The 12,488-nt window shown below is 64.2% G+C and carries 11 protein-coding genes; 5 read left to right on the forward strand and 6 right to left on the reverse strand.

Annotation, left to right across the window (positions count from 1 at the left end; all coding sequences use genetic code 11):
• The first annotated feature begins 82 nt into the window (after positions 1-82).
• Positions 83-943: a hypothetical protein gene (locus tag ACZ1I5_RS10515; RefSeq protein WP_465173634.1), complete on the forward strand. Its 861-nt coding sequence runs from the start codon at positions 83-85 to the stop codon at positions 941-943.
• Between the two features lie 44 nt (positions 944-987).
• On the opposite strand, the gene gatB is transcribed toward ACZ1I5_RS10515, so the two are convergent.
• The 3 genes from gatB to gatC form a co-directional block, all read right to left on the reverse strand.
• Complete coding sequence (gene gatB / locus ACZ1I5_RS10520; protein WP_465173635.1) at positions 988-2,463, reverse strand: Asp-tRNA(Asn)/Glu-tRNA(Gln) amidotransferase subunit GatB; 1,476 nt, start codon at positions 2,461-2,463, stop codon at positions 988-990.
• A gap of 128 nt (positions 2,464-2,591) precedes the next feature.
• Positions 2,592-4,073 (reverse strand): Asp-tRNA(Asn)/Glu-tRNA(Gln) amidotransferase subunit GatA, encoded by a 1,482-nt coding sequence (gene gatA, locus ACZ1I5_RS10525; protein ID WP_465173636.1) that lies wholly within the window; start codon positions 4,071-4,073, stop codon positions 2,592-2,594.
• Between the two features lie 58 nt (positions 4,074-4,131).
• Positions 4,132-4,419, reverse strand: coding sequence for an Asp-tRNA(Asn)/Glu-tRNA(Gln) amidotransferase subunit GatC (gene gatC, locus ACZ1I5_RS10530; RefSeq protein ID WP_465173637.1), 288 nt, complete (start codon positions 4,417-4,419; stop codon positions 4,132-4,134).
• Positions 4,420-4,548: 129 nt separating this feature from the next.
• On the opposite strand from gatC, the gene ACZ1I5_RS10535 reads away from it, so the two are divergent.
• Together ACZ1I5_RS10535 and ruvX are read left to right on the forward strand one after the other, a co-directional pair.
• The gene (locus ACZ1I5_RS10535) at positions 4,549-5,655 is read left to right on the forward strand and encodes a DUF3089 domain-containing protein (RefSeq protein ID WP_465173638.1); all 1,107 of its coding nucleotides are present in this window, start codon (positions 4,549-4,551) and stop codon (positions 5,653-5,655) included.
• 142 nt (positions 5,656-5,797) lie between these two features.
• A complete protein-coding gene (ruvX, locus tag ACZ1I5_RS10540; protein ID WP_465173639.1) occupies positions 5,798-6,262 on the forward strand; it encodes a Holliday junction resolvase RuvX in 465 nt (154 codons plus the stop codon).
• 137 nt (positions 6,263-6,399) lie between these two features.
• Here the strand turns inward: ruvX and ACZ1I5_RS10545 are convergent, their stop codons facing one another.
• On the reverse strand, positions 6,400-7,305 hold the full coding sequence (locus ACZ1I5_RS10545; RefSeq protein ID WP_465173640.1) for a helix-turn-helix domain-containing protein: 906 nt from the start codon (positions 7,303-7,305) through the stop codon (positions 6,400-6,402).
• 1,207 nt (positions 7,306-8,512) lie between these two features.
• Between ACZ1I5_RS10545 and ACZ1I5_RS10550 the strand changes: the two genes are divergently transcribed.
• Both ACZ1I5_RS10550 and ACZ1I5_RS10555 read left to right on the forward strand, forming a co-directional pair.
• Positions 8,513-9,502: an aspartate carbamoyltransferase catalytic subunit gene (locus tag ACZ1I5_RS10550; RefSeq protein ID WP_465173641.1), complete on the forward strand. Its 990-nt coding sequence runs from the start codon at positions 8,513-8,515 to the stop codon at positions 9,500-9,502.
• On the forward strand, positions 9,499-10,725 hold the full coding sequence (locus ACZ1I5_RS10555; RefSeq protein ID WP_465173642.1) for a dihydroorotase: 1,227 nt from the start codon (positions 9,499-9,501) through the stop codon (positions 10,723-10,725). Before ACZ1I5_RS10550 ends, ACZ1I5_RS10555 begins: the two co-directional genes overlap by 4 nt.
• A 210-nt stretch (positions 10,726-10,935) precedes the next feature.
• On the opposite strand, the gene ACZ1I5_RS10560 is transcribed toward ACZ1I5_RS10555, so the two are convergent.
• Both ACZ1I5_RS10560 and ACZ1I5_RS10565 read right to left on the reverse strand, forming a co-directional pair.
• Positions 10,936-11,499 carry an OsmC family protein gene (locus tag ACZ1I5_RS10560; RefSeq protein WP_465173643.1) on the reverse strand — a complete coding sequence of 188 codons (564 nt, stop codon included), beginning with the start codon at positions 11,497-11,499 and terminating at the stop codon, positions 10,936-10,938.
• Between the two features lie 22 nt (positions 11,500-11,521).
• Entirely contained in the window at positions 11,522-12,427 is a 906-nt protein-coding gene (locus ACZ1I5_RS10565) for a diiron oxygenase (protein WP_465173644.1), read from the reverse strand.
• Positions 12,428-12,488 lie beyond the last annotated feature (61 nt).

A 12,488-nucleotide genomic window follows, 5' to 3' on the forward strand; every position in this document is an offset into this window, starting at 1 on the left:
TCGATACGGGAATCATATTGAGCAAATGTGGTGGGTCGGTTACTGCCGACCATCGGTGGTCCCGGGGGGGGGGGTATATCTCATGAAGTTCATTTCCAGCTCTATTCTTGCTATCGTACTTTTTTCCATTAGCGCAGAGGCGCAGACAAATGATAATGGCACCATCGTAGCATTGACAAAAGCTGGGCTCGGGGAAATTGTGATTATTGACAAGATTAATAGCACGCCCTGTAATTATGATGTATCAACCGATCAACTTATCGTGTTGAAACAAACGGGCCTTGCTGACAATGTCATTTCAGCAATGGTGCGGCGGTGCGCTACCTTGGATCAGCAGCGCGGAGTTGCCGGAAACGACATTTCACCCGACCCGCGCGTAAAGCATTCCCCAGGTATTTATTTGCTCCAGAATTGGAGTGGCCCCGCCAAACTTCAGATTTTGCGCCCTTCAAAATCGAGCGGCATGCAGACTTCAGGGAACGGCAGTATCGTTTTCCCCTTGGTGGCCAAAATGGTCGTACCGGGAGTTGGAGGGCAATTAAAAATTCCGACAACTGCTCCCGTCTTTTACTTTTATTTTGACACGTCTAACCCAAACGTGTCAGATTTTGGGACAGAAAATTCAATTGCCGCACAATCTCCGGAAGAATTCAGTTTGATAAAATTCCGCGAGAAGAGTGGAAGCCGCGAAATCTCTATTGGAAAGGCATCTTTCTATGGTGGATCACCCATTTTCATGCGAAAGGGAATCGATCCAAAGGTCACGATCCATTTTGATAGTGAAGAAAAGGAAAAAGGAATTTACGAAGTTTCATTTGGAGCTGGCTTAGCAACCGGAGAGTATGCCTTCGTCTTCACCGGAGCCAATGGCACTTCTAGGATCTACGATTTCTCCGTCGCTGCGCCTGCAATTAATAGCGTACCGGCAAGCCCAATGAAATGATCTGAAATTACCCCTAGAAATAGGCAATTTATATTTGCGCGCTCCTAACCGGAAAGCGCTTTCTTCAGCAGATCATTGACCACGCCGGGATTGGCCTTGCCGCCCATCGCCTTCATCGTCTGGCCGACGAAGAAGCCGAACAATTTATCCTTGCCCGAGCGATATTCGGCGACCTTGTCCTCGTTCGCGGCCATCACTTCGGCGATGACCTTCTCGATCGCGCCGGTGTCGCTGGTCTGTTTGAGGCCGCGTTCCTCGACGATCGCGCCGGCGCCCTGCCCCGTCTCCAGCATGATCTCGAACACCTGCTTGGCGAGCGTGCCCGACAGGGTGCCGTCAGCGACCAGGCCCAGCAGCTCGCCGGCCTGGGCCGGGCTGACCGGCGACTCCTCGATGTCTTTGCCGATGCGGTTGAGCGCGCCGAACAACTCCGACGTCACCCAGTTCGCCGCGGCGACCGGCTTCGCACCCGTCTCCAGCAAGGCGTCGAACCAGCGTGCCGCTTCGACCTCAGCCGTCAGCACGGCAGCGGCATAAGGCGTGATGCCCAGCGCTTCGTAGCGGCGGCGCTTGGCGTCGGGCAGCTCGGGTAGGCTCGCATGGCATTCCTCGAGGAACGCGTCGTCGAGTTCGAGCGGCAACAGGTCGGGATCGGGGAAGTAGCGGTAATCGTGCGCATCCTCCTTGGAGCGCATCGACCGGGTCACATTCTTGTCGGGGTCGTAAAGCCGCGTTTCCTGGACGATGCGTTCGCCAGCCTCCAGCGCGGTGACCTGGCGGAGCGCTTCCTGCTCGACCACGGCCATGACGAAGCGGACCGAGTTGACGTTCTTCGTCTCGGTGCGGGTGCCGAGCGGATCGCCGGGCTTGCGCACGCTGACGTTCACGTCGGCGCGCATCGAGCCTTCTTCCATATTGCCGTCGCACGAGCCGACATAACGCAGGATCGAGCGGAGCTTGCGCAGATAGGCCCCGGCCTCGGCCGGCGAGGTCATGTCCGGGCGGCTGACGATCTCCATCAGCGCCACGCCTGACCGGTTGAGGTCGACATAGCTCTGGGTCGGATGCTGATCGTGCATCAGCTTGCCGGCATCCTGCTCGACATGGATGCGCTCCACGCCGATGCGCTTGGTCGCGTCGTCCGGGTTCTTGTCGTCGAGGCTGATGTCGATCGCGCCCTCGCCCACCAGCGGATGGTAGAGCTGGCTGATCTGATAACCCTGCGGCAGATCGGCGTAGAAGTAGTTCTTGCGGTCGAAGCGCGACCATTTGTTGATCTGCGCGTCGATCGCCATGCCGGTGCGCACCGCCTGGCGAATGCATTCCCGGTTCGGCACGGGCAGCATGCCGGGCATCGCGGCATCGACCAGCGACACCTGGGTGTTGGGCTCGGCACCGAACGCCGTCGCCGCGCCCGAGAAGAGCTTGGCGTTGGAGGTCACCTGGGCATGGACTTCGAGGCCGACCACGACCTCCCAATCGCCGGTGGCGCCACGGATGCGGTATGCGGCTTCAGTCATTTCATTCGCTTTCGTCCTGGTCGGGCCATCGCCGCCGTCGCGGCTCGGGCTCCCGACAAAGAAACTTGATCAATCGCCAGCCAAAATGGAGCGCCGGTTCGAACAGTAATTCGACCAGCAGCCCCATCCTACCACCACGCCTCCGGCCGCGCGACGAAGCCGGCGCGTTCTTCCAGCGCCAGCCCTGCGTTCAGCACGCCCTGCTCGTCGAGCGGCTTGCCGATGATCTGCAGGCCGAGCGGCAATCCCGCCTTGTCGAGGCCGCCGGGCACCGACATCGCCGGCAGGCCGGCAAGCGAGCTGGGCACGGTGAACACGTCGTTCAAGTACATCGCGATCGGATCGGTCTTTTCGCCCAGCGCGAACGCCGCGGACGGCGCGGTCGGCGTGAGCAGCAGGTCGCAGCTTTCCCAGGCGCGCTCGAAATCGCGCGCGATGAGCGTGCGGACCTTCTGCGCCTGGGTGTAATAGGCGTCGTAGAAGCCGGCCGAGAGCACATAGGTGCCGATCATGATCCGGCGCTTCACCTCGTCGCCGAAACCGGCGGCGCGGGTTGCCGCATACATGTCCTGCAGGTTGGCGCCCTCGGGCAGGTCGCGCAGGCCATAGCGCACGCCGTCATAGCGGGCGAGGTTGGATGAGGCCTCCGCCGGCGCGATGATGTAATAGGCCGGGAGCGCATAAATCGTATGCGGCAGCGAAACCTCGACGATCTCCGCGCCGGCGTCCCGCGCCCAGTCGATACCCTGCTGCCACAGCGCCTCGATCTCGGCCGGCATGCTGTCGACGCGATATTCCTTGGGGATGCCGATGCGCTTGCCGACGAGGCTGGATGACAGGCCCGCCTCCCATTTCGGCACTTCCAGGTCGAGCGAGGTCGAATCCTTCGGATCGAACCCGGTCATCGCCTCCAGCATGATCGCGCAGTCGCGCACGTCGCGCGCCATCGGTCCGGCCTGGTCGAGCGACGAGGCGAACGCCACCACGCCCCAGCGCGAGCAGCGGCCATAGGTCGGCTTGATGCCGGAGATACCGGTGAAGGCGGCCGGCTGGCGGATCGAGCCGCCGGTGTCGGTGCCGGTCGCCGCCGGGCAGAGCCGCGCCGCGATCGCCGCCGAGCTGCCGCCGGAAGAACCGCCCGGCGCGAGCGCCGCGTTGCCGCCGTCCGCACGCCGCCAGGGCGAAATGACGTTGCCGAAATAGCTGGTCTCGTTGGACGAGCCCATGGCGAACTGGTCCATGTTGAGCTTGCCCAGCATGCCCGCGCCCGCATCCCACAGCTTGCCGGAGACGGTGGACTCGTAGGGCGGCGTGAAGCCCTCAAGGATATGGCTCGCCGCGGTGGAGGCCACGCCCTTGGTGCAGAACAGGTCCTTCATGCCGATCGGCACGCCGGCCAGCGGCTTGAGCGTCTCGCCCGCCGCGCGGGCCGCGTCGGCCGCCTCGGCGGCGGCGATGGCATGATCGGGCGTTTCAACCAGAAAAGCGTTGAGCGCCTTGGCCTGGCTCACCTTGGCGACGAACGCGTCGGCCACTTCGCGCGCCGAGAAGGTGCCCTCTCGCACGCCGTCGCGGATCGCGGCGACGCCCAGATCAGTCAGCTCGGTCATGCCTTTGACTCCTGGATCCCGGCCTGCGCCGGGATGATCGAATGCTGATCTGCGATCATCATTCGATCACCTTCGGCACGGCGAAGAAGCCATGCTCCGCCGCCGGGGCGTTGGAGAGCACTGCATCACGCACATTGCCGTCGGTGACGACATCGTCGCGCAGGCGCAGATGGTTGGGGATGACGGCGGTCATCGGCTCGACCGACGAGGTGTCGACCTCGCCGAGCTGCTCGATCCAGCCCATGATGTTGTCGAGCTCCGGCGCGATGCGCGCGGCCTCTTCCTCGGTGATCGCGATGCGGGCAAGGCTCGCGATCTTCTTCACGGTTGCGATATCTACGGACATGGCCGCGCGGCTAGCAGAGCGCGGCCAAGGCGCGCAACCAAAAGGCGCCGTACGCGATCAGGTTGTTCCGCCAGCCTCGCGCCGCCGAAGCCGATTGCAAGCGCCGCGATCCTGCGGCACGGGCCCTCCATGGCCCGCAAATTCCTCTATCTGATCGCCGTGCTGATCGTGCTCGCAATCGCCGGCCTGTTCGTCTTCCGGCTGTATGGCATCGAGATGACGCGGTGGACCTTCGTGCCGAAGGCCGTGTTCGAGGCCCAACCCGCGGTCGCGCCGAACGCCTATGCCGATGCGAAGATGTGGTTCGCGCGGCCGGACAAGCGCGGCAATCCCGCGCTATGGACACCTGCTGGGTATCAGCCGGCCGCAGCGCCCGAGGCAGCGATATTCTTCATCCACCCGACCTCCTTCCTCAACGGCCAGCGCTGGAACGCGCCGCTCGACGATGTGGACGCCAATGCCCGGGCCGAGCTGTTCCTGCGCGCCCAGGCCACCGCCTTCAACGAGGCCGGCGCGATCTGGGCGCCGCGCTACCGCCAGGCGACCTTCGGCGCGTTCCTGACGACCAAGGCCGAGGCGCAAAAGGCGCTGGATCTCGCTTATGGCGATGTCGCCGCCGCCTTCGACCAGTTCCTGAAAGAGGCGGGCGACCGCCCGATCATCCTTGCCGGCCACAGCCAGGGCGCGCTCCATCTGACCCGGCTGCTGCATGAGCGGATCGCCGGCACGCCGCTCGCGAAGCGGATCGTCGCGGCTTATGTGGTTGGCTGGCCGGTCTCGAAGGCCGCCGACCTGGCGCGCATGGGCCTGCCGGAATGCGCCGCGGCCAACCAGGCCGGCTGCATCCTTTCCTGGCAGAGCTTCGCCGAGCCGGCCGATCCGGCGCTGATCCTCGACGCCTATGACGCGACCAGCGGCTTCACCGGCGCGCCGCGCCGGGGCACCGCGATGGTCTGCACCAACCCGATCACCGGCACGGCCAATGCAGCCGCGCCGGCGACGGCCAATCTCGGCACCCTGGTGCCCGACAAGGATCTGGGTGCCGCGACGATCCAGGCGGGCCAGGTCCCGGCGCAGTGCGAAGGACGCGGGCTGCTGATGATCGGCACGCCGCCCGACCTCGGCAGCTATGTGCTGCCGGGCAACAATTACCATGTGTACGATTACAGCCTGTTCTGGGCCAATGTCCGCGCCGATGCCGCGCGGCGGCTGGCGGCGTTCAAGGCGCGAAAATGACTGATATTCCTCCACTCGTCATGCTGAACTTGTTTCAGCATCCATACGCGTTCACTTGCCCCACCGGCGCCGCTCTTGAGGCAGCTGGCCGCGCACGGATCCTGAGACGAGTTCAGGGTGACAGTTTGGGGTATGCCCTTTCATGATCACCACCGACCGCGCCGTCTTCCGCGAGGCGCTGCCGACGGGCGGGCGCCTGATCGGGCTGGACGTCGGCACCAAGACGATCGGCACAGCGCTGTGCGATGCGGGGTGGAGCTTCGCCAGCCCGGCCTTGCTGATCCGCCGCACCAAGTTCCAGAAGGACAAGACGGCGCTCGCCGCGCTGATCGTCGAGCAGCAGGTCAAGGGCATCGTCATCGGCCTGCCGCTCAACCTGACCGACGGCAGCGAGAGCCCGCGCAGCCAGTCGAGCCGCGCCTTTGCCCGTAACATGGAGGATCTCGGCCTGCCGATCTTCCTCCAGGACGAACGCTGGTCGACTCAGGCGGTTACCCGCACCCTGATCGAGCAGGATGCCAGCCGTGCGAAACGGGCGAAACTGGTCGACAAGATGGCGGCGGCGTACATCCTGCAGGGCGCGATCGACGCGCTGGTGAGCGGCTAGAATCCGACCTACCCAACCGTCACCCCGGACTTGTTCCGGGGACCATCGCGCAACGAATACCTTCAGCGCGGGAGGGGAAATGGATGCCGGAACAAGTCCGGCATGACGGAGGTATTCAATGCACCTTTTCTCAATCGCTAGGGTTCATTCTCACCGTTCCGTTTCGACGGGTGAAGCCCCTGGACGGGCGCGCCGACCACGCGCAGTCGTTCCTCGATCGCGCGGCGCAACACCTCGCGCGGCGACTTGAAATAGGCCCGCGGGCTCGTGCCCATGAACGCCTTGAAATCGCGGTTGAAATGGGCCTGGTCGTAATAGGCGGGATCGATCAGCTCGGTCAGCGGCTGATCCAGCGCATTACGCACCGCGCCCAGGGTCCGCAGGAACCTCTGGCGGCGCAGCAGGCGCTTGGGGGTGAAGCCGAACACGCGCAGGCACAGCCGGCTGAGCTTGGCCGGCTGAACATCGAGCTGATCGGCGAATTCGGCGACATCGGCCGCCGAGCCGGAGACGAGCACGTCATGCGCCCTGAGCGCGAGCGGGTTCTGTTTGCCGCCATGCCGCGAGCGGCGAATGAGCGTGCGGTCGAGCAGCGCCACGCGACACGCATCGTCGGGACAGGCGCGAAGCGTGGCCGCCAGTTCCACACCATCGATGCCGAATCCGTCGCCGAGCGGCACCACCTTGTTCGCGACCGCGCCCGCATTACCGCCGATCAGCCTGACCCATCCCAATGGCGTCAGCCCGACGCCGAGCAGCCCGCCGGCGGGACTCGAAAACTGGCGGGTGCGATCAGTCGGGCCGAACAGCGCCGGCGCGAAGGCCGGAACCATCGCGCCGGTGGCGAGATCCTGAATCTCCCATTCGCCCCACAGCACGAACCGGACATTCGCCCATTCGGGATGAAGGAAATCGCAGAGCGGCAACGTCGATTCGACGATGACATAGGCAGTGATCAGATCACGAAGTTCAGGCGCCGGCAGATGGAACCGCACATCGGGCACAAGCCGGCCAAAAGCCGCCCCCGCATCGTCATTCGTCACTCGTTTCCCCACCGACCCGCGACCCGGATGTACCATGATCCTACACGGCAAGTGCCTGAGGTCGAGACACATTCAGCCGTGCGTTGGTGCATTACATGTTAACCAGCCAAGCGCGCGTCGAGTCCTCCGGATGACCTTGTGCGATGCGCCGTCGATACTCGACTGGACGCAAACAATCGGCTCGACGGATATTTACGCTGATCGGGTCTGCAATTTGCGCGATCCTCCCGCGCAGGTCATCAAACAACCTATAATGTCCGACAGGTAGGCGCTGAGCCCGGAGCAGGCATTTTCGGGCCCGTGTAAGATCGGAAATAGTGACGCACCACATCTCCGAGACTGCTCGATATTGTCGCGGCCCCACCGTCGACGACGGCGATTGTTCTGCCATCGGCCCCCGCCACCCCTGCTGAGTAAATCTGCTTTATCATCTGACCATCTTTCCAGATGATCACGCCGATGCGCAAATCTCCACCAGAGTTCCGACCAAACTCATAGCGGATCGATCGAGTCGATAATGCATGGGAGAAATCCGACATGGTGCGCGTCCCTCGGCTCAACTCGATATGACACGCATAGGATTTCAGCGTATTTTGGTTAATCCGAACCGGTGATTCCAGATCCGGCCTGATGACGAGGATTTCGATCCTGTCCGCCCGGCGCAACGCCTCCGAAATAGCGGCTGATGTGTCAGATACGGCCCACACCGTTCCCGGCAATATGACACAAGCCATTGATATTACTATGACAATTGCGGATTTGCCCATGGTCAGACTGCCTTGATGGTAATGCGGAGCGCGCCCCCTTGGATGGCAAACAATTACCGCCTTATGCGGCAAAGAGCGGCAGCTATCTCGTTCGCGAACCGATGGTTAGTTAAACGGCGGCGGAATTCTTGGTATCAATATCCTTCGGCGCAGCGAGCAGGCAAGCGCAGATCACCTAAACCGAGTGCTCGCGGGACGATCGATAGATCGCGTGGAATTCATGTCGTGCGTACCAAGCCGAACTGGATTCACCACCAAATGGATGGTTTCGCGGAGTGGGCCAGCCTCCAAGTGGAAACTCTCAATATTTCATTGCCTTGGGGCGTGATCGAATGACGATCCTGCCATAATATGCGGGTCTCTGGACGTTTCTTTCCAGGCCCCTGTCCGCGTGGCGCCATCTTGCGCCCTGCCCCACCCCTCGCTACCGAACCCCTTTAATGCCAGCATCAGATCACCGCCCCGCGACCCTCATCCAGGGCAGCGCCGTCTTTCCGCACCGGCACCTGACCGGGATCGACGGATTGCAGCCGCACGAGATCATGTTCCTGCTCGACGAATCGGAGCAGTGGGTCGAGGCGAACCGCAGCCGCGCCAAGAGCGACAAAAGGCTCGAAGGTCTCACCCAGATCAACGCTTTTTTCGAGAACAGCACGCGCACGCTGCTGTCGTTCGAGATCGCGGGCAAAAGGCTCGGCGCCGATGTGGTCAACATGCATGCCGCCCAGTCCTCGGTGAAGAAGGGCGAGACGCTGATCGACACGGCGATGACGCTCAACGCAATGCGCGCCGATGTGATCGTCATCCGCCATATGAGCTCGGGCGCGGTGCGGCTGATCGCCGACAAGGTCGATTGTCCGGTGCTCAATGCCGGCGACGGCAGCCATGAACATCCGACTCAGGCACTGCTCGACGCCTTGACGATCCGCCGCCGTCGCGGGTCTGTCGCGGGGCAGCGCGTGGTGATCTGCGGCGACGTGCTGCACAGCCGGGTCGCGCGCTCCAACATCCTTTCGCTGACCGCGCTCGCCGCCGAGGTGCGGGTCTGCGCGCCCTCGACCCTGATGCCCGCCGCGATCGAGCGGATGGGCGTGACGCCCTTCACCGATTTCGACGCGGCGCTCGACGGTGCCGATGTGGTGATGATGCTGCGCCTGCAGACCGAGCGCATGTCGGGCGGCTTCGTGCCGTCCACCCGCGAATATCATATGCGCTACGGCCTGACCCTGGAGCGGCTCGCGCGCGCCAGACCCGATGCGCTGGTGATGCACCCCGGCCCGATGAACCGCGGCGTCGAGATCGATTCGAACGTCGCCGACCATGTCGAGCGATCGGCGATCACCGAACAGGTCGAGATGGGCGTCGCGGTGCGCATGGCGTGCCTGGATGTGCTGACGAGGCGAGCGCGGAAAGTGGAGGGCTGGGCATGATCCGCGCCTTCTCCAACGCCGTGCTGGTGAGCGCACAGGCGGACGGCCCAACGACATTGGTGATCGACGCCGAGAAGATCGTCTCGATCGGCGGCCACGCGCCCGCGGGCGCCGACCTCACCGATTGCGCCACGCTTGGCCGCTCCGTGCTCGTCGCTCCTGCGATCATCGATCTCGGCGTCTTCGCGGTCGACAAGGCCGCCTGCCGCGCGGGCGGCATCGTGCGGGTCGGGCTGATGCCCGATCAGTCGCCGGTGCTCGACGACCCCGGCATCATCCAGCGCGCCGCCGACATGGGCAAGCCCGACATCTGGGTCCACCCGATCGCCGCCGCGACGCGCGGCCTGGCCGGCACCGACCTCGCCGAAATGGCGATCGCCCGCGATGCCGGCGCCCGCGCTGTCGCGACCGGACGGCGCTGGATCGCCGATTCGGGCGTGATGCGCCGCGTGCTTGCCTATGCGCACGACTGCGACCTGACGGTGATCACGCATGCCGAGGATGCCGGGCTGGTCGGCGCGGCGGCTGCGACCGAAGGCGAGACCGCGACCCGCCTGGGCCTGCCTTCCGCGCCCGCTTCCGCCGAAGCGCTGGCCATCGCGCGCGACCTGATCCTGGCCGAGGAAACCGGCGCCCGGCTGCATTTCCGCCAGGTGACGACCGCGGCCGGCTTCGACCTGGTCCGCCGCGCCAAGGCGCGCGGCCTGCCGGTGACCTGCGGCATTACGCCGGCGCATCTGTTCCTGTCCGACAATGCGATGAGCGATTTCCGCACCTTCGCGCATCTCTCCCCCGCCCTGCGCAGCGAGAGCGACCGCCAGGCAGCGCTCGCGGCGGTGGCCGACGGCACGATCGACCTGTTGTGCTCGAGCCACGATCCGCGCGGGCCCGAGGAGAAGCGCCTGCCCTTCGCCGATTCCTCGGCGGGCATGGCCGGTGCGGAGACCCTGCTGGCACTATCGCTCGGGCTGGTGCGTGACGGCGTGATCGGGATCGACCGGCTGTTCGCGCTGCTGGCGGCCAATCCGGCGAAGGTGCTGGGGCTTGAAGCGGGCACGCTTACGCAAGGCGCGCCTGCCGATTTCATGCTGCTCGACTGGGAAGCGCCGTGGCAGATCGACACCGATCGCATGGTCGCCAAGGCCGGCAACACGCCGTTCGACAAGCTGCCCGTGCAGGGCAAGGTGCTGCGCCTGTTCAAGGGCGGCAGCGAGCTTCGCTAGAACATTTTTAAGCTCGATTGATCCCCCACCTCCGTTCGCCCTGAGCTTGTCGAAGGGCTGTTCTTTCTTCCGGAGAAGGGAAGAGCAGGACTTCGACAAGCTCAGCCCGAACGGGGAGAGTGATTCCGCGCAACAAGTCTCGTTGGATACGCGCAAAGGCCCTCCCGCCTGCCGGCGGAAGGGCCTCCCCGTTTGGCATGAACCGAACGCCTAGCCGACGACCAGACGGCCGTTCATCTGGATCGGGCGGCTCATGTTGAAATAGTTCGGCGAGGTCGCCATCACCGTTTCGTGGATCGCCGCGAACTGTTCGGGCGTCCCATTGCCCTTGATCCGCACGTCATAATCGATCGTCCGGTATCCGGCGGGCACCGAGTCGCTCAGCCCGAGGAAGCCGCGCAGGTCGAGCTCGCCCCGCGTCTCGATCTCGAGCTGGTCGAGCTCGATCCCGGCGATCGAAGCGCCGGCGACATAGCCGACCATCATGCACGCGTTGACCGCCGCCATCAGCAGTTCCTGCGGGTTCGGTGCGGTGTTGGTGCCGAGCAATTCGGTTGGCTCGTCCGCCACGATCCGGAAATCGCGCGCGATCCGCTCGCCGCCCAGGGTAATTTCCTCGACGGTCGTTTCGCTGCGGGTCTGCCCCGTCCACCGGCTGGTGACGTGGAAGCCGGCCTTGGCCCGAGCGGGCTCCGCCTGGATCGCCTCGACGACCTCGCCCAGCGCGGTCAGATCGATGTCGTTGATGTTCTTGTTCGAAACCATGTCCAGCATGGGAATTCTCCTTGGTTGATGATCAGTTGAATTGCGGCGCGGCGGCATTCACCAGCGCGAGCGCGGCGGGCGAAATCGCCTGAAGCGTGCCGACGAACTGCGGATGCGCCATGCCCGAACCGAGATAGGTCCAGCGCGCCGCCTGGTGCTGCTGCGCGATCAGCGCCATGCCGTCGATGACCGGGCGGCCGGTCGCCTGCTCCAGCGCGGCGACGTTGAACGCCGCCTGCTGTCCGAGCCCGCCGTCGATAAAGGCGACGATTTCGAGATATTCGCCCGCCGCGGCGACGATCGCGCCATCGTCGCGGCCATCGGCCAGTGCCTCCACCATCAGGGTGTCGACCTTGGCGTGCTGGCATTCCTCCATCCAGTGATGCCGCAACAGGCTCTTGAACAAAGGATCGAGCCCGGCATCGTCGCGGACGCTGTCCAGATAATGGTTCTGCGTCATCCATTCGATGTGCAGGATGGCCAGCGCCACCGCGAGCGGATCGTGCCGCAGCACCTCCGCCGCGATCGCCTCGGCCGGGCCGATCACCTGGCAGGGCGTGCCGAACCCGGCCGCATAGGCTTCCTGGAATCGCCGGAAGAGCTGGATATGCTTCGCCTCCTCGCCGGCGAACTGGAGCAGCGCGCGGACGCGGTAATCGTCCGCATCGAGCAGCGGCCGGACATGATCGAGCACGAACGGGAGGATGAACTCCTCGATCACGCCGAACAGGCTGAGATATTGATGGCCGCTGATCTGGTTGAGCAGCGTGCGCTCCGCCGCGTCGAGGCCAGGGGCCGCATCGGTTCGTGCCAGGGCTTCGGGCATGAACCGGGCGGTGAAGTCGAGCCGGTCGTCCGGCCCGAGCACGTCGTCGAGGCGCCAGCCGGCGCGCTCCGAGGAGGCAAGCACCTCCGCGTAGGTAAAGTCGCGATACATGGAAAATCTCCGTGAAGGGTCAGGCGATGCCGAAGGGCGTGAGCGCCAGCGCCAGCGTGAA

The sequence above is a fragment of the Sphingomonas sp. BL-S-30 genome, assembly GCF_055521475.1.